This is a genomic window from Embleya australiensis (genome assembly GCF_051903075.1).
Lineage (GTDB): Bacteria > Actinomycetota > Actinomycetes > Streptomycetales > Streptomycetaceae > Embleya.
In genome coordinates this window covers 7,084,338-7,101,390 of the sequence record NZ_CP182422.1, presented here as the reverse complement: position 1 = coordinate 7,101,390, position 17,053 = coordinate 7,084,338, and the positions used below count along the sequence as shown (strand labels likewise).

Sequence of the window (17,053 nt, the reverse complement as noted above, 5' to 3'; positions counted from 1 at the left end):
GGCCTCGCCTGGCGGGCCTCGCCTGTCCGTGTGGCGGACGCCCCCCGATCGCCGGCGCCGCTCGTAGCGCGTCGCGCGGCGGTTCGGCAAGCGCCGGGGCACCGCTGTCACCCGTGGGAGTGAATACGCGGCCATCGGGTCCCGGGCCGCCGGGTGTCGCCGACGCTGGTGGGGACGGTTCCGCGCCGAGATGCCCGAAAGGGGGCCGGTGTGCCGGAGATCTCCATCGCCTACACCGACGAGAACGGACGCGCTCTCGAAGTGCCCGCGGATCGGGCAGGTGGCATCGCGTTCGAGGAACTCCCCCATCCGCGGCCCCCGATCGCCCATCGGGGGCGGCGCGGCTTCGTCACGGATGGCTGGGTCTCGGGGACCGGGCGGACACTGGCCCTGGGCTCGCTGCGACAGCAGCACGTCGCGATGCTCCTGGACCGGGACCCGTCCGTCGGCGCGTTCGCCGCCGGACCGGTCGAACTGCGCTGGAGCGCCGGGGGCCGGGAACACGCGCTGCGGCCCGACTTCCTCGCCCGCCTGACCACCGGTGTGCGCGCCCTGGTGGCGGTGGTGCCCGACCGCCCCGCCACCGATTGGGACGCGAGGGTCCGTATCCTGCGGGCGGCGGCCTCGCAGGCGGGCTGGCAGGTCCGTACCTTGTCCCCTCCGCGCGGTGTGCGGCTGGCGAACCTGCAGCTGGCTTTCGCGGCCCGCGACCCCAGGGGCCGCGACGAACGGCAGGCCCGGCTGCTGCTGGGCGCCTTCGCCCGGCCGCGGCCTCTCACGGACGGCGCGCGGGCCTGTCCCCTGCCCACCCTGGTCGCGCTGGAACTGGCCTGGCACCTCATCTGGCGTGGTCGCCTCCACGTCGACTGGGACACCCCCATCGTGCCGGACTCCTCGCCGGCCTGGGCCGCCCGACCGGCCCCGGAAGGCGGCCGGCGGTGAGCCCGGCCGCGGTCCGCACCGCACCGCCGCCGGCGCGCGGTGACCGTCTCGAGCTCGGCGACCGGGTCCGGCTGCGCGGGCACGTCTGGCGAGTCGTCTCCTGGCAGGGCGAGAGCATCTCGCTGGCGCCCGCGGACCGAAACGACACGGAATTAACCGCCCTGTTCGCCGCGCTGGTGGGCGCCGAGGACTTCGCCGTGCTGGACCGCGCGGACCGGCCCCTGACGCGCACCGAACTCTCCAGCCGCACCGGGCAGTTCGACGCCCTGCCCGTCGAGGTGCGCGCCGATGCCCTGCGGTGGCAGCGCCACGTGATGGAGGTCCTGCACCAGCAGGCGCCGAACGTGCCCGCCACCGGCGTTCCGCACCCGGCCTACGACCCCGCGACGCACACCCTGCAAGAGCGCTACCGGGCCAAGGCGGCGCAGTTGTCCGCGCTGGGATGGGACGTGTCGCACCACACGGTCGAGCGCAAGTGCCGGGCCTGGCGCAGGAGCGGACCCATGGGACTGGTCGACCGGCGCCGGACGCGACCCCCGTCCCCGTGCGGACGCACCGATCCGCGCGTGGTGGACGTGCTGTGGCAGGTCCTGGACGCCGAGGCGGGAAAATCGGCCGGCACGGTGACGCGGCTGTGGGAACTCGTCCGGGCGCGGGTCGCACGCCGCTACCGAGCGGAGATGCGCGACCCAAAGGAGCGTCGGCGTCTGACGGTGCCACGCGCGACCTTCTACAGACTCCTCCACCGCCTGGGCGTCACCGTCGAGGACGTGGCCGGGTCGACCGCGCGGCGCAGCGCCGACCGGGAGCGGCCCCCACCCCCGTACACACCCACCGCGGCGCGGGTGCCGGGTGAGTTGATGCAGATCGACACGACCGGCCTGGACGTGCTCGCGATCGGCGACGACGGTCGGCCCACCCAGGTCGAGGCCACCGTCCTGATCGACGTCGCCACGCGCACCATCGCCGGCGAGATGATCGTGCCCAAGCGCTCCGGCCACGGGCCGCACGGCAACCGCGTCGGCGGGCGGGCCACCCGCTCGCAGGACGCGGTCTTCGCCCTCGCGCAGGCCCTGGCCCCGGTCCCGGCCCGGGCGGGCTGGTCGCCACTGACCCTGATGGAAGGCTCCGACCTGCCCTACGAGGAGTTGCTGGCCGCCGATCCACGGATGGCCGGGGCCGCGGCCCGACCGGTGATCCGCCCGCGGACCGTGGTAATCGACCACGGGAAGGCCTACACCGGCAGCGCGTTCTCCTCGGCCTGCGCCGAACTGGGCATCGAGGTACGGCACGCCCGCACCCGGACCCCCACCGACAAAGCCATCGTGGAACGCGCCATGCGAACCATCAAGACGCGGTTCGGCCAGTGGCTGGCCGGCCACACCGCCCACCGCCTCGAACTGCGCGGCAAGAACGTCGAGCGGCAACCGCTGTGGCGCATCGACCAGATCCAGGACATGTTCTCGCAGTGGATCGCCCTGGAATGGCAGCAGACCCCACACGGCGGCCTGCGCAGCCCCTACACACCCGGCAAGCTCCTCACCCCGAACCAGATGTACGCCGCCCAGATCGCGCGCTGCGGCTACCGGGCCCTGCCGCTGACCCAGGACCAGAACCGCAAGCTGCTGCCCGCGGTGTGGGTGACGGTCGACCGCAAGGGCTTCCGCATCGACAACCGCACCTACAACCGCGGCACCGAACTCGCCCCGTTTCGCGGCAAGTCCGGCATCCCCGGGCGGCGCGGCCGGTGGGAGGTGCACTACAACCCCTACCGGCCCGAGGTGGCCTGGCTGTTCGACCACCGCGCCCGAGAAGGCGAGGACCCCTGGGTGGAAGTGCCCTTCGTCCACCGCAGGCTCCTCGACGACCCGTGGACCGAGGACCTGTGGGCGCAGGCGAGGGCCGCCCACGTCGCGGCCGGCGGCGACCGCCGCGACGAGGCGGCCATCTGCCGGGCGGTGGGCGAACTGCGCGAACGCGCCCGCCGCGGCCGGCCCGCGGCCGAACGCCGGGTACCCGCCCCGCTGTTCCGAGGCCCCGACGTCGACGTGGACACCCCGCCCCACGACCCCTACGCCGGCATCCCCGACGTCGATCCGAACACGATCACCCCCTACCGCAGCCTCGACGTCCCCGCCGCCGACCTGTTCCCCGACCCCGTACCGCCCACCGAGCCCCTTCCCGGCGAACTACCGGACCACATCGGCTTCCTCAACTGGGACATCGCAGAACTCGACCCGCCCGGCCCGAACCCGAAACCGCCCGAGAGCGCCGGCGACGACGAAGCGGGAGGGCCGTGAGCACCGCGCCCGCGAAACCCACCGCGGCCCCGCCGAGTCGCGCCCCGACCGGACCGCCCGAACCGGAACGGATGACGGTGCGCATCGGCTGGGACACCGCCGTGCACCGCCCCGCGACCATCCCCGACCTGCGTGACTGCGCCCCGGCCGGCACCCCGGTCGGCGACGACGACCCGCGAATGCTCTACCACGGCACCCTGGGACCGGTGGCCACCGCGGACATCGACCACGGCCTGAAGGTGGCCAGGCGACTGCTGCGGGCCAACCGACAGACCACCCAGACTCCCGCCCACGCCGCCGTCGACGGGGAACGGGGCAGCGGCAAGACCACCCTGCTCCACGTCGTGGGCCGCGCCCACCAGGGCCGCGTCGAGAAGTGGCACGGCATCGACGCCAACCGCATCCCCGTCGTGTGCATCAACACCCCGCCCACCCGCGACGACCTCGTCAACTGGTCCGCGCAGATCGCCGTGTTCCTGGGCTGGGACCTGTACCGCAGGGACCCGGACGGCAAGACGGTACAGCGGACGAAGGACTGGACCGGACCGGTCGTACACGTCCTGCGGGCCGCGAAGACCCGACTCCTCCTGGTCGACGGCATCGACCGGTTGCGCACCGGCGACATCGGGCCCGCGTTCGCCTTCCTCGACTTCCTGGCCGCCGAGTTGGGACTGACCGTGTTGTGGTGCGGCACCGGCTCCCGCGAGGTCCTGCGCGAAGCCCGCGGCGACCCCGACACCGACACCGGAACCCTGCTGCCCCGAAACGCCGCCCCCACCCTGTGGGTCCGCCCCGTCCCCTACACCGGCGCCCGGCCCGAACCCTGGCTGCGGACCCTCGACGGCTTCGACGAGAAACTACGACTGCACCACCACACCCGACACGACCTCCTGACCCACGCCACGTTCCTCCACAAGGCCAGCGAAGGACGCATGGACGTCCTGGCCCCGCTGATCTGCCAGGCCGCACAGATCGCCATCGAGAACGGCACCGAAGCCCTCACCACCGCCGTCCTGGCCGAAGCCGCGGAGTTCCTCGGAACCGACACGACCTACCGGGACCCCTCCCCCGCCGGCACTCTCCAGGACACCCCACAGGACACCGGGCCGCCCGGAGGAACCCCACCGGAAACACCCGGCTGACCGACCACACCGCCACGCGTCCGGCCGCCCGCGGCAACCACCCACAGCCGCGGCGCACACCCCCGCCCCGGGGCCGCCGCCCCGACGGTTCCCCGCCACGACCGCCCCCGGGACACAACCCCCGCCCGCCCCGTCGCATGGCCGCCGGCACGCCGCACAGGCCCACCCGCACAACACCCCACAAAACCCCGACCGCGACCACCACCGCGGCCCACCCGAACACACACAAGGCAGTCTCGCTCCACCCGCCGAAATCTCATTCCCCCTGCAAGATCAACCACTTACCCGCCCCCGACCAGCCGACATCCCCCACCACACCCGAAAAACGACCTCCCCACAGGTCGAAACATCCATCTCACGGCACCAGCAGCAATACAGACCACACAGCCACAGAACCAGACAAAACCAGCGAGACGGGACAGGCCGCCGAATCAGTACCGGCCGTCTCGGTCGGTCGCACGTTCCGAGTGATTGTTGAGCATTCTGCTCAGGGAGATGAGCCGTCCGCCCGCAAGGGCCGCGAACCGTCCGCTCACCCGGACGTCTTCATATCCGCAGACACTCCTCGACGCCCTCGTGGTCTCCGGGGGCAACGCCCATTCCAGGGCGACACGCCGCACCGGATGCTCGGGCGGGGTGTCGTAGACGATCTCGTCGAACTCCTCACGCCGTGCCTCGGGCAACGCGGGGCGGATACCGCCCACCCTTCGCGTCAGCGTGATGTCTCTCCCCCGGCACGCGCGTCCAATCCGAATCCGCCATGGCCCCCAGCGTGCCGGCGCGAGGACGAAGATCGGTGGACGGCACACACCACCGGCCGACGCGATCTCCCGGACGACGAACGCGAACGACACCCGGGGCAAAGGAACCCCGCACGGTGCCGGCTCGGCCTGCGGCTGGATCGACGAGATCCTTCGGAAGTGACCGTGACGCGTACTCCGGATGCCGATGGTGATCTTTTCGGCCTCGCACGGTCTACGCGCGGGCCCGGTGCCACCGCACTCGCGAGGCGACGAAACAAGAGGCCCCGAGCCGGGGACCGGGCATCCACCGGCGCCCTCGAGGCGATCTCGCCCTCCGCCCACGGGTCATTCAACGGTACGGTCTCGCAGGCGCTCGTCTCGTCTCCGCGCAGGACGGTGCGGTCTCACCTGCGGTACACAGTCCAGCCGGCCTCGGTAGCCCGGGCAACGTGCTTGGGGCACATCACCCGTCCCCGGTGACGGTGAGGAATGCCACCGAGCCGACCGAGACCAGGGCGACTCCGAACAGGCACCAGTAGCGCGCCGCGCGGACCGCCGATTGGATCTGGTAGACGTGCGCCGTGGCCGGCAGCCGGCGCACCAGAGGATCGGTTCTGGCGATGTTGGCGTGGACTCGGCGCAGTTGCTCCTGCCACTGGGCGCAGCGCTGCGGGTTGTCCTCCGCGAGCGCCGCGCGGCGGATACTCACGGCGATCCGTCGGTGACGTAGCAGGTCGTCGATGCTGGTGGCCGTGGAGCACCCACGACTCGTACCGCTCCGGCACGTCCCGCCAGGCCGTGCCGGTACGAAACTTCCCCACGATCCCATCGAGCACCCTTCGGTCGTCCAACCGCTTCCGACCCCGCTCCGAGACCGGAAACAACGGACGCACGAACTCCCACTCAGACATCGGACAGTTCATGGCGACGTATCACTCGCCCATGACCCACCATCCAAGATCATTTGAAGACACGGCCTAGCGGCGCGTGGCACCGGTCTGGTCGGTGCTTGCGAAGGCGCCGGCGAGGGCGGCGGCGTGGGCGGCGGCCGCGGCGCGGTCGGCGAGCGCGGTATCGAGTGATCGGCGTACGACGAGCATCCGGTAGTAGACCGGCGCCCCCAGCGCGGCGATGAGTTCGATGCCGTCGGTTTCGGGGGGCAACTCGCCGCGTGCGATCGCACGTTCTACGATCACGGCGGCGCCGGCGTTGCGCTCGGCGAAGAAGTCGTGCAAGGCACGCTCCGCCGCCGAATCCCTGGTGGCACCCGCGACGATGGTCTCGATCATGGTGCGAAAACGGATGTCGTCCCGATACAGGGCCACGATGGACCGCGACAGTGCCCGAAGGTCTCCTTCCAGCGATCCGGTGTCGGGGAAGGGGATCTCGTTGAAACTGATCCACGTCAGGAGATCCACGATCAAGCCCTCGACCGTGCGCCAACGCCGATAGATGGTGGCCACGTGCACACCGGAGCGACGAGCCACGTTCTCCATGGTGAGTCCGCCTTGGTCGGGCTCACCGAGTTCCGCCAATACCGCGCTCAATACCTCGGCACGGGTACGCGCCGTGCGTCCACCGGGGCGCACGGATCCGGGCGTGTGCGTCGACTCATTCGCTGACACTGGACCCCACAACGGTCGAACGATCTCGCCGGTAGAACACGGGCGGGATACCCGCGTTCGACGGTGGCCACCCCCGCGGCCGCCGTCCACTCGGTCGTGTGACCCTAGCCGCCCGGAACGCGGTCCATCGTCGGCGGGCCGGATGGTCGACGGCCCGGCGTATGACGAAAGGGCGGACCGCGCGGACGAAAGGGGGGTCACACGGGACGGTCGGGTCCGTCGTCGGGTCATCGGTCATCCTTCGACGCCTTGGCACAGGGCTCGGACGAGTCCTCCGTGGCGGGGAGGTCGGCCGGACGCACCCCCGATCTGCCGAAACAGACGCACCCCCGATCTGCCGAAACAAGCGACCGGGCACTGCCCCAAACATTCGCCTCAACGCGATGAGGCTCCTGTCAAAAGCCCTTGGGGACTCTTCTTCGAGGGCGTCCGAGCAGGGTAGGGAAACCGGCGGGCACGCGGATGCGCCCCACGCGGCGGGCGGGCCGCGTCTGCTCTCCGCCTCGTGGCGCGACGCGTCCGCGGCAGTGATGGGGCATGGCGACCCGACTGCGGGCGACTTCGGCAGGTCCCGCGCGTCCGGCCGACTTCGTGCGTCGGCCGGACGCGGGATCGGGGCGGCGCCCGGTCCCGGCTACCCGGACACTGAGGTTGGAAGGGGCCCGATACCGGTGGCCACGTACGGCTTCCGGCCCTTGCTGCGGCATGAGAAGACGTTCGCTCTCGGGTGGGCCCCTCCCAACGCGTGGCTTTCGTGATTCCTCCGAGGCGCCGGCGTCAGGCGGTGCGAACCTGCCGGGGGTGACTGCCGCTCTCGGCCATCCGTTGCGCGGGAACAGGTGCCGGTCCGACCGCGAGGTGTTCCTCGAAGAACGACGTCATGAGTCTCAGCGATTCCGCGAACTGCTCGTTGTAGACCACGAAGTGGCCACCGGGCAGGATGGCGAGCCGCTTGGGGTGCAACGCGCGTTCGTACGCCGCGAACGCGAGGTCGCTGTGCGTGAGAATGTCCTGCTGTGCGACGACCATGAGCAGCGGCGTGGGCGAGATGCGCCGGATATAGTCCCCCGGTTCGTATCCCGACAGCAGCTCGATCGAGCGCACGGTGATCTCGTTGCGCCACGTGGCGAGGCGTTCGGGTTCGATGGACTGGTACCACGCGTAGGTTTCGCGGTCCGCCATCGCGGCCATCGCGGTCGGATCCTCGGTGATCAGCGGGATGACACCGGGCTCCGCGCCTTGGAAGCGCGCCAGGCGGTCCTGGTCGAACATGCGCCGAATCTCGCGCATGGCCTCGGAGTTGATGAATCGGGACAGGGTCGTCCCACCGCTGATGACCGGGACCTGCGCGTACACGCACTTCACCCGACGGTCGATGGCACCGACGACCAGGACATGGCCACCGGAGAAGCTGGAGCCGAACACACCGATCCGGTCCGAGTCGATCTCGGACCGGGACTGCAGGAAGGTGATGGCGTTTCGGTATCCCTGTATCTGCGCGGCCGGGTCCGCCTCCTGGCGCGGCAGGCCGTCGCTCGCCCCGAAGGAGGGATGGTCGTACAGAATCACCGCGATGCCGGCACTCGCCAGATGCTCGGCGATGGTGTCGGTGTACTGCTCCTTTACCGCGCCCAATCCGTGCGTCACCACGACCGCGGGGTGCGGAGCCGCTCCGGATTCGGGAATGTAGAGCCAGCCCCGAAGCGTCGTGCCGTCGGAGTCGAACTCGATGTCCTGGCGCATCCGCGCTTCCTTTCGACAGATGTGGCCGTGATCAACGTGCGATGGTCGGACGGCGCCGGGCGTCGGTGGCAGTACGCGCCCCGGGGCCGGGATATCCGCGTGCTCCGAGCGTCGATCCAGCCACGGCGCGTGCCGCATGTCGTAGCCGTGGACGAGCCCTCGGAAGAACTCGGGAGCCGTGAAGAATCACCGGATGAGACCGCACCGTCCACGCCCTCGAGCCCCGCGTGTGTCTTGTCGTGCATCGGTGTGCCAGGTGTGAACACGATCATCCCGGGCGTCGAAGGGCCCAACCTCGCTCGAGACGTGTGCGTTCGCGAAGTTTCGGGGTACGGCGTGGCACGCACTTCCGGCCCGGCGCCCACACTAACGCTAGTTCTCTCGTATTAGTAGTCCCGAGGTTCCCGCCCACTCCCCAGTGCGGCACAGGGCACACAGTCGGTGCGTCGTCGCAGTGGGGCCGGACGTCGTTCACCGGGGCCCGCTGCGGACCGCGTCCATTCCCCCTCCCGCCACGGCCGGGCACGCGAACGCCGGGACCGGCGGCGACTGGCCGGCGAGATCGCCCCGGACCGGACTGCCGGACCCGAGACCGCACCGGCATCGGCACCGGCACCGCGAGAAGCCCGTCCGGCCGTCAGGTCGGCGACGTCGAGTACCGGTTCCGGCCCCGAGGCACGGCTGACGGATTCGGGCCATGCAGCCCGGAATCGACCCGATGTGCTCATGGTGCGCGGCTCGAACCCTCCACAGGCGGCCCGGAGTTCGGCACGAAGGCGGGTGTCCGTGATCCCGTCGACCCCGCACACCACACGTTGATCGCGACCAGGGCCTCGCCGACGCTGTCGGAGTCGTCGTCGCCGGAGTCGATCGCCCAGCACTCCGAGAGTCGATGCAGCCCCCGAACCGTGTCCGCAGCCCTCGACGGGTTCCCGTGACGCAGGTCAGTTTCGTGCGCCGGGAGGTCGGCTGTCGTCACCGGCCCGCCGGTTCGGGATCGCATCGGCGCTCGACCTGCCGGTGGGCACCGTGCGCTCCCGCCTCTCCCGTGCCCGGGCCCGACCGCGTGGGCCGGCCGAGGGGGAACTGCGGGCGATGCGAGGCACCTTCGACCCACCCGGCGTGGCGACCGCGTCACCCCCTCCGTCCGTACGATTCTCCGGGAGTCGGCCCCATGACGCACCCGCCCCGCCCGCCCGGCACACCCTCCTGCGCCGAGGCCGCCGAACCCACCGACGTGACCAACCCCGGCGACAATGCGATCGAAGCCGCGCCGGCACACGATGCACGGCCCACCTCCGAGCGGCGGAGACTGCTCGAGGAGCACCTGATGCGCGAGATCACCGAGGACCTCGCCCGCTCCACCACCCGACGGCCCGCACTCGGGCGCCGAGTGCCCAGGTTCGTGGCTCCGCTCGGCGCGGCCGGCGCGGTCCTCGCGGTCGTGACGGCCGTTGCCCTCCTCGGCACTCCCGGCTCCGGCGCGTCCGGACCGGGCCGCACGCCCACGATCCGGGCCGACTCGGCCACCGCGCCGACGATTCCCCGCCCGGGGCAGGTCCTCTATACCGAGTCCGAATCCTCTTCGTGGCCCGACTCCGATGCATCGCCACGGCGTATTCCGCCACACATCCGCAAGGAGTGGGTGTCCCAGGACGGGCGCCGCGTCTTCATCGACGAACCCGGGGCAGGGTTGCACGGGTTGTCGGTCAGCGATCCACCGCTGCGCTGGAACTACCTCGAACCGGCCGCATCGGTCCCGACTCCGGACGCCCTGACGGCGGCGATCCGGCAGCGCAACGCGGACACGCCGGGAGAGATCGATCAGGAGGCGTTCCGCGAGATCGCGAGCGTCCTCTCCCGGGGTGTCCTGCCCCCGGGCATGCCCACCGCGCTGTTCGAGGCCGCGTCCCGGCTCACGGGCGTGGAACGCACCGACGACGCCGTCGATGCACGCGGGCGGCACGGCATCGGGCCGGCCCGTACCGACCCGCGCGGCGGTGTGCGCACGGAACTGGTCCTCGACCCCACAAGTCGCCTCCTCCTCGGCTCACGCGGAGTGCTGACCCACCCCGACGAGAACCACCCGATCGGGACGGTCGTGTGGACATCAACCGTACTCAAACGCGACATCATCGACACCATGCCGGCAGACCCAACGGCCGGGATCAACGGTTCGCACACGTTCTCGATCGCCCCGAAGCCTCGATCGTGACGGCGCCCGCACAACCGCGCGGAGAGCCACAAGAGCAACGGGACACACGATCACCGACCGCACCGGAACGCAAGGACGACATGACCGGCACCACCACGCCCACACTCGCGCCCGACGCGCTTCCGGACACCGCCGCAGGGCCGGAAGCCGCCCTGGGCAAGCGGCACTTCCGTGATCGGATCCGCTCCGGACACAGGTCCTCGACCATCTCGCCATGGCCCTTCCGGTGCTGATCCTGGCCTGGCCGGCATGGGGTGGCACCGGCGGTGGATCACCGACGACGGGCTGATCTACGTACGCGCGGCCCGGCAGATCCTCGCCGGCAACGGTCCGGTGTACAGCCCCGGCGAGCGCGTGGAGACGTCGACCGGCACGTTGTGTCAGTGGCTGCTGGTGCTGCTCGACGCGTTCGCCCCGGGCGATCCGGCCCGCGTCGCCGTCTACGCGGGCCTGGCCCTGTCGGTCGCCGGGTCGCGGCTCGCCCTGTCGGGCACCCGTCGACTACTGCGCGCGGAGACCGGCCGGATCCTCGTCCCCGCCGGCGCCCTCGTCCTGGTCGCACTGCCCCCGGCCTGGGACTTCGCCACGTCCGGACTCGAAACCGGCCTGCTCGTCGCCTGGATCGGCCTGTCGTGGCGGTTGCTGATCGCAGGCGATCCCCGGGCGTGGACGACCCGACATCGCCTCGGCGTAGCGGCGGTGTTCGGGCTCGGCTTCCTGATCCGGCCCGAACTGGTCGCGACCGCACTGGTGTTCCTGATCGCCCTGGCTTTGGTGTCGGGATCGGGACGGCGCGCCGTCGTGGCGATGTTCCTCGCCGCCGGCGCGCTTCCCGCGGCGTATCAGGTCTGTCGATGGGGTGGTGGCCTTCCGGACTGAAGGGCGGGACGGCGGCCGGAAGACGGTCGGCGATGAACAGGCAGTCGTGCCGGCGATCTTCGGCAGTGGCTGCGACAAAGGGTTCGCCGTCGGGGGCCCAGATGCCGGAGGTGCCCTGGTACCGCCAGGCGCCGGCGGGGACCTGTTCCCAACCGCGGCGATTGGCGTACGCGATGAACAGGCGCCACATGCAGGCCATGGCGGGGATGACGGGGCGGGTGGCGTCCTGGTAGGGGACCTGGCTCATGGTGCCGTCGGCCAGGCGGAAGTGCCCGTTGGCGGCGGCCTGCCCGATCACGACCTGCGCGCCCTGTTCGGCCAGGAACTGGTACAGGGGTGGGAACTCGCACTCGTGGCAGTTGAGGACGCCCGCCACGATGCCATTGAGGCTGACGACGGGCGGCAGGTCCTACCCGAAGGAGTAGTTGTGGCGCCTGCGGACCCGTACAGGTGGGTCTTGCGGTCCGCGATCGGCCGAACCCACCCGACCGCCCGCCAAGCCGACGCGCGTACCGCACTGCTCGCCGAATCCCACGCAAGCATCGTCACCGCCGAGTGGACAACGCTGCCGAGCGTCCTCGCACAGACCCACGCCCGCGGCTGACAGACCATCCGTACCAACCCGATAGCGTGCGGCGGCGATCCGGTCCGGACGCCCCGCCACGAGGACGATCGCGCCACCATGTACCCGGCGCGCTTCACGGCGGCGCGCCTTCGCCATCGCGCTGTCCCGCCATGGTCGACGGCACCGGGACCGGGATCAGCCGGGTGAACACGGTCGAGGCCGTGCCTGTCGCCGCGAGCCGACCGCCGGCGCCCTCGGCCGGCTCCCGGGTCGACCACTTCCCCGTGTCGCCGGGGTGAACCCGGGGCGTGTTCCGGGCGTGCGGAACACCGGCGGCCCGGCCACCGGAACGGGGGTCCTCCTCGGGGTGCGACATCCGACCCGTGCGGTGAACGTGCGAGTGCTCGCTGAGGGTGCAGGCCAGGGGCGCGCGCAACCGAGCAGATCCTCGACGTCCTCCTGGACAACGTGCGAGAGTACGGAAGCGGCACGGTACGCGTCACGCTGCGCGAACTCGGCGCCGCGGTGGCCGTCGACATCCGCGGCGAGGGAACGCCCACCCTCGATCCGGCCGGCCTGTTCGACCGGAGCACCAGCGGCACCGGCCAGGGCATCGGCCTGTCCCTGGACGATCGTGGCCGCCACCGCGAATCAATCGGTAACGACCAGCCTGTACCCGACCCCGCGCACCGTCTCGATCACGGGCCGCCGGCCGGGCGCGCCCGACGCGCCGGCGGAACCCGCGCCCGGGTCGCGACCTTCGCCGCCGATCTTGCGCCGGAGGTAGCCGACATACACCTCGACCACGTTCGCGGGCCCCTCGTAGTGCGCGTCCCACACGTTCGCCAGGATCTCCGTCTTCGACAGCGCGTCGCCGGCCCGACGCATCAGGAACTCCAGCAGCGCGAACTCCCGTGGGGTCAGCTGTGCCTCCTCGCCCTCGAACTCGACGCGGCGGCGCGCGGGGTCCAGGGTCAGGCCGCCCACTTCGAGCACGGCCGGTCGCACCGGCGCTCCCCGGCGCACCAGCGCGCGCAGGCGCGCGATGAGGACCACGAAGCTGAACGGCTTGGTGAGGTAGTCGTCCGCCCCCAGGTCGAACGCGTCCGCCTGGTCGTATTCGCCGTCCTTCGCGGTCAGCATCAGTACCGGGGTCCACACGTCCGCCGCGCGCAGCCGTTCACACACCCGGTAGCCGCTCATGCCCGGCAGCATGATGTCGAGCACGATCACGTCGTAGGTGTTCTCGGTCGCGGCCCACAGGCCGTCCGTCCCCGTGTGGACCACCTCGACGTTGAAGCCCGCGTCGACCAGCCCCAGCCGCACGGTCTCCGCCAACCGCACCTCGTCTTCCACCAACAGCACCCGCACCCGATACCTCCGCCGCCCGCGCACCGGCCGCCGGGACCGCCGACCGTGCAGCGAGCACATCATCTCGAACCCAAGAAGACGCTGAGACAGGGCAACGGTGCGTGCGTCCGTGTCGTCCCGGGGCGTTTGCCTTCTCAGCATCTTCTCAGCCGCCGGGTGGTTGGCTGCCGGTGAGGGTGGCCGGACCGGGCCGCGGTTGTGTGACGTCGGAGAGAGAAAAGGCAGTGATCACCCGTTCGAGTTCGCCGCGTGCTCGGCGTGGAGGGCAGATGCGACTCATCGCGCCGGCGGTTCTGGCCGCGGCTGTGGTGGCCATTTTGATGCTGCCGCCGATTGCGGCTCAGGAGCCGAATTCGCGCCCCCGCGACAGCACGGCCGACGCTGTGCAAGCACCGCAAGCGCTGCACGTGGCCGCCGAACACGCGGACAACTTGGTCGACAAGCTTCGGCACACGCACGATGCGCACCCCACGCCGATGAACCCCTGCTGATTCGAAGCCGGACTCGCCAAAGGCTCCGCAGGCTCCCAAAGGCTCCGCGGATTCAGGGCGCGGCGCACATTTCGCGAGCCCGGCCCGCATCGACTGTCGCCCACCCTCGGCGAATCAGCGGTCGGTGGCCTCGTCACCCGCATCCACCGGCAGGACCACCCGGAACAGCGCCCCACCCCGCGCCGAGGCGAGCACCTCCACCGTTCCCCCATGCGCGGTGACCACCTCACGGGTGATCGCCAACCCCAGTCCGGTACCGCCCGAATCGCGGCGCCGGCTCTCGTCCAGTCGGACGAACCGCTCGAACACCCGCTCCCGCTCCTCGACCGGGATGCCGGGCCCGTCGTCGACCACCTCGACGATCGCGTTGCCGTCGACTTCGCGCAGGGTGAACCTCACGCTCCGCTCGGCGTGCGTGGCGGCGTTGTCGGCGAGGTTGCGCAGTACTCGGCCGAGTCGATGGGCGTCGCCGCGCATCCGTACCGGAGTGATCGCTGCGGTCACGGCCAGGCCGGGATGCTGGGCGGCGAGCCGGTGTCGCTCGGCATCGAGCAGGTCGTCCAGATCCACGTCGGCGAAGCGCGGTCGCAGTTCGCGCTCATCGGCGCGGGCGAGCAGGATCAAGTCGTCGACCAGGCGCTCCAGGCGCGAGGTCTCCGCGGTCAACAGTTCGACCATGGCCGTGTCCCGATCCGTGAGCGGGTGCGTGCCCAGCACCTCCAGGCCCGTGCGCAGCGTGGTCAGCGGGCTGCGCAACTCGTGCCCGGCGTCCGCGACGAACCGGCGCCGCGCGTCGACCTGCTTCTCCAAGCGGTCGAGCATCTCGTTCATCGTCTCGGCCAGCCGGGCCACCTCGTCCCGCGCCTCGGGCACCGGGACCCGATCGCCGAGTCGGGCCGCGCCGATGCCGGCCACCTTGCGCCGGATCGCCTCCACCGGTCCGAGCGATCGCCCCACGAAGGCGTACGTGGCGCCGGCGACCACGACCACGAGCACCGGATACCCGACGATCAACAGCGCGGCGGCGTCCTCGACACTGTCCCGGATCGGCTCCAGGGACTCGCCGACCACCACGGTGTACGTCCCGTCCGTCAGGCCCACGCCGAACGCGGCCACCCGGTATCGGTCCTCGTGGCCGATGATCCCGCGCCGGCCCTCGTTCAGAAGCCGGCCCGCCGCCGGCCGGGCGGCCGACATCGGCAGCCGTCCCCTCAGCGTGCCCGACCACGCGAGCACCGTGCCGTCCGGACGCAGCACCTGGACCAGAGCCGACCCACCTCGCTCGGTGGGGAACTCGCCTTCCGGTATGCCGGTGCGGGCCAGGTCGGCGGCGACCGTCCGGGCCTGCCGGCTCGCGTCGGCGTCGATCGTGCGTTCCAAGGACCGCCGGTAGAGCAGGACGAACGCGGCGATCGCCACGGCCAGGACCAACGCCACCACCACGGCGGCGGCCAGCGCCGACCGGGTGCGCACGCCCGCGTGCCGCCGGTACCACCCACGTACCTGCGCCCACCGGCCCGCCGGCACGGTGCGGCCACGCCCGATCATCGCCCGGCGGCGACCCACGGACGCATCCGCGAGTCCCGCATTCGCTCCACCAAGGGCGCGGCCCGACCCGCTGCCAGGGTCAGCGGCCACGCGAACAGCACCCCGACCAGGAGACCGACGAGCACGTCGTGTGGATAGTGCACTCCCACCCACACCCGGGACGCCGCCATCGCCAGTGCCGCGACCGCCGCGAGAATGCCCAGGACACGGTTCAGCAGCCAGATCACGGTCGCCGCCGCGGCCGCGATCACCGCATGGTTGCTCGGGAACGACCAGTCGCCGGAAGCCGGACAGCTCTCGACGGTGAACGAGTTCGCCATGGTCTGACAGGGCCGCTGCTCCCGCACCAGACTCTTGAGCCCGGTGTCCAGCGCGTACACCAGGGACACCACCAGCGGCGCGCACAGCGCCCGCGCCATCCGTACCGTGTCCTGCCCGCGCGCCGACCACCACGCGAGCACCATCAGCGCCACGAAGACGACCAGGCCGTACGCGGTCCAGTCGTCGATCACCCGGTTGACGAAATCCGGCGCCTGCCGGGCCCATTCGGTCACCCGCGTGTACAGCCCGCCGTCGACGGACGAGCCGGAGAGGGCCGACTCGGTCATGATTCCTCCCGATGCCCGGCGTGCCGAGGTACGGTGTTCGGCTTCCGCCGTCGCGCCTTGAGTATTTCGAGGGCGATGGGAGTCAGCGATACCAGGACCACCAGCGCGACGATCGGCAGCAGGTAGGTATCCACGTTGGGCACCGACGAACCCAGGCCGTAGCCCGCCATGACCAGTCCGATCGCCCAGACCGCCCCGCCGAGGGTCTGCCACAGCGTGAAGGTGCGCACCGGCATCTCCAGCACGCCGGCGAGCGGGTTCAGCACGGTACGCACGATCGGTACGAAGCGGGCCAACACCACCGCCTTGGCGTGTCCGTATCGGGCCAGCAGTTCCTCGGCTCGCTGCACACCCTCGTGCAGGCGCTTGTTCCTGTACCGGGCGAGCAGCGCGCGTCCGCCGCGGCGACCCAGGACGTACCCGACCTGCGCGCCGATCAGGGCGCCGGCCACGGCGGCGAGCAGGACCTGCCACAGCGTCAGGTGGACCCCGGAGGAGCTCGACACACACAGCAGACCGGCGGTGAACAGCAACGAGTCACCGGGAAGGAAGAAGCCGATCAGCAGACCGGTCTCCGCGAACAACACCACGGCGATTCCGATCGCCCCGAACGCGGACAACAACGAACTCGCGTCCAGGACGTTCACGGCCAGGCCGGACACGGCCGACGGCGCCATAGTGCTCCCTCTCATATGTCGCCGATCCGACGTCGTTTCGACCACGTATCGACGCACCGGTGCTCTGTCCCCGAAACCATCGCGGATCACGCCTGAGAGAACGCTGAGAGCAAGGGGCGCCGGGCGGCTCGGTGCGGGTCGGCGTGGGCCGGCCCGGTGGCCTCCGCGTGGAGGACCATGATCGAGACGCCGTGCTCCGTGTCG

Annotated in this window: 16 protein-coding genes and 2 pseudogenes; 8 read left to right on the top strand and 10 right to left on the bottom strand. The window is 71.2% G+C overall.

Translation table 11 applies throughout. The features are described 5' to 3' along the window. The first annotated feature begins 210 nt into the window (after nt 1-210). The 3 genes from ACMXN5_RS30325 to ACMXN5_RS30315 all read left to right on the top strand — a co-directional run bounded on the left by ACMXN5_RS30325 (nt 211) and on the right by ACMXN5_RS30315 (nt 4,384). Entirely contained in the window at nt 211-942 is a 732-nt protein-coding gene (locus ACMXN5_RS30325; protein WP_439673361.1) for a TnsA-like heteromeric transposase endonuclease subunit, read from the top strand. Then, on the top strand, nt 939-3,242 hold the full coding sequence (locus ACMXN5_RS30320) for a Mu transposase C-terminal domain-containing protein (RefSeq protein ID WP_439673362.1): 2,304 nt from the start codon (nt 939-941) through the stop codon (nt 3,240-3,242). The genes ACMXN5_RS30325 and ACMXN5_RS30320 overlap by 4 nt, the downstream gene beginning before the upstream one ends. A gap of 71 nt (nt 3,243-3,313) precedes the next feature. Continuing rightward, nucleotides 3,314-4,384, top strand: a complete 1,071-nt coding sequence (locus ACMXN5_RS30315; protein ID WP_439673363.1) for a TniB family NTP-binding protein — start codon at nt 3,314-3,316, stop codon at nt 4,382-4,384. Nucleotides 4,385-4,815: 431 nt separating this feature from the next. Here the strand turns inward: ACMXN5_RS30315 and ACMXN5_RS30310 are convergent, their stop codons facing one another. From ACMXN5_RS30310 to ACMXN5_RS30290, 5 genes and pseudogenes are all read right to left on the bottom strand, one after another. Then, nucleotides 4,816-5,067 carry a hypothetical protein gene (locus tag ACMXN5_RS30310; protein WP_439677917.1) on the bottom strand — a complete coding sequence of 84 codons (252 nt, stop codon included), beginning with the start codon at nt 5,065-5,067 and terminating at the stop codon, nt 4,816-4,818. A gap of 523 nt (nt 5,068-5,590) precedes the next feature. Further along, the gene (locus ACMXN5_RS30305; RefSeq protein WP_439678127.1) at nt 5,591-5,836 is read right to left on the bottom strand and encodes a hypothetical protein; all 246 of its coding nucleotides are present in this window, start codon (nt 5,834-5,836) and stop codon (nt 5,591-5,593) included. 58 nt (nt 5,837-5,894) lie between these two features. After that, nucleotides 5,895-6,038, bottom strand: a pseudogene (locus ACMXN5_RS30300) (transposase); the annotation flags it as partial. 66 nt (nt 6,039-6,104) lie between these two features. Then, entirely contained in the window at nt 6,105-6,716 is a 612-nt protein-coding gene (locus ACMXN5_RS30295; RefSeq protein ID WP_439677916.1) for a TetR-like C-terminal domain-containing protein, read from the bottom strand. Nucleotides 6,717-7,529: 813 nt separating this feature from the next. Continuing rightward, the gene (locus tag ACMXN5_RS30290) at nt 7,530-8,495 is read right to left on the bottom strand and encodes an alpha/beta hydrolase (protein WP_439677915.1); all 966 of its coding nucleotides are present in this window, start codon (nt 8,493-8,495) and stop codon (nt 7,530-7,532) included. Nucleotides 8,496-9,669: 1,174 nt separating this feature from the next. Here ACMXN5_RS30290 and ACMXN5_RS30285 point away from each other — a divergent pair. The 3 genes from ACMXN5_RS30285 (at nt 9,670) to ACMXN5_RS30275 (ending at nt 11,589) form a co-directional block, all read left to right on the top strand. Next, nucleotides 9,670-10,710 (top strand): CU044_5270 family protein, encoded by a 1,041-nt coding sequence (locus tag ACMXN5_RS30285; protein WP_439677914.1) that lies wholly within the window; start codon nt 9,670-9,672, stop codon nt 10,708-10,710. Nucleotides 10,711-10,790: 80 nt separating this feature from the next. Continuing rightward, a complete protein-coding gene (locus tag ACMXN5_RS30280; protein ID WP_439677913.1) occupies nt 10,791-10,943 on the top strand; it encodes a hypothetical protein in 153 nt (50 codons plus the stop codon). 16 nt (nt 10,944-10,959) lie between these two features. Continuing rightward, nucleotides 10,960-11,589 (top strand): hypothetical protein, encoded by a 630-nt coding sequence (locus ACMXN5_RS30275; RefSeq protein ID WP_439677912.1) that lies wholly within the window; start codon nt 10,960-10,962, stop codon nt 11,587-11,589. Between the two features lie 73 nt (nt 11,590-11,662). Here ACMXN5_RS30275 and ACMXN5_RS30270 read toward each other — a convergent pair. Next, nucleotides 11,663-11,995 (bottom strand): annotated as a pseudogene (locus ACMXN5_RS30270) (nitrilase-related carbon-nitrogen hydrolase); the annotation flags it as partial. Nucleotides 11,996-12,046: 51 nt separating this feature from the next. On the opposite strand from ACMXN5_RS30270, the gene ACMXN5_RS30265 reads away from it, so the two are divergent. After that, nucleotides 12,047-12,193, top strand: coding sequence for a hypothetical protein (locus tag ACMXN5_RS30265; protein WP_439677911.1), 147 nt, complete (start codon nt 12,047-12,049; stop codon nt 12,191-12,193). A gap of 612 nt (nt 12,194-12,805) precedes the next feature. On the opposite strand, the gene ACMXN5_RS30260 is transcribed toward ACMXN5_RS30265, so the two are convergent. Beyond that, the gene (locus tag ACMXN5_RS30260) at nt 12,806-13,525 is read right to left on the bottom strand and encodes a response regulator transcription factor (RefSeq protein ID WP_439677910.1); all 720 of its coding nucleotides are present in this window, start codon (nt 13,523-13,525) and stop codon (nt 12,806-12,808) included. 269 nt (nt 13,526-13,794) lie between these two features. Between ACMXN5_RS30260 and ACMXN5_RS30255 the strand changes: the two genes are divergently transcribed. Further along, nucleotides 13,795-14,016: a hypothetical protein gene (locus ACMXN5_RS30255; protein WP_439677909.1), complete on the top strand. Its 222-nt coding sequence runs from the start codon at nt 13,795-13,797 to the stop codon at nt 14,014-14,016. Between the two features lie 114 nt (nt 14,017-14,130). Here the strand turns inward: ACMXN5_RS30255 and ACMXN5_RS30250 are convergent, their stop codons facing one another. From ACMXN5_RS30250 to ACMXN5_RS30240, 3 genes are read right to left on the bottom strand one after another with little or no spacing between them, the layout of a single operon-like run. Continuing rightward, on the bottom strand, nt 14,131-15,582 hold the full coding sequence (locus ACMXN5_RS30250) for a sensor histidine kinase (protein WP_439677908.1): 1,452 nt from the start codon (nt 15,580-15,582) through the stop codon (nt 14,131-14,133). Continuing rightward, complete coding sequence (locus ACMXN5_RS30245; RefSeq protein ID WP_439677907.1) at nt 15,561-16,172, bottom strand: phosphatase PAP2 family protein; 612 nt, start codon at nt 16,170-16,172, stop codon at nt 15,561-15,563. The genes ACMXN5_RS30250 and ACMXN5_RS30245 overlap by 22 nt, the downstream gene beginning before the upstream one ends. Beyond that, nucleotides 16,169-16,849 (bottom strand): DedA family protein, encoded by a 681-nt coding sequence (locus tag ACMXN5_RS30240; RefSeq protein WP_439677906.1) that lies wholly within the window; start codon nt 16,847-16,849, stop codon nt 16,169-16,171. The genes ACMXN5_RS30245 and ACMXN5_RS30240 overlap by 4 nt, the downstream gene beginning before the upstream one ends. Between the last annotated feature and the right edge of the window lie 204 nt (nt 16,850-17,053).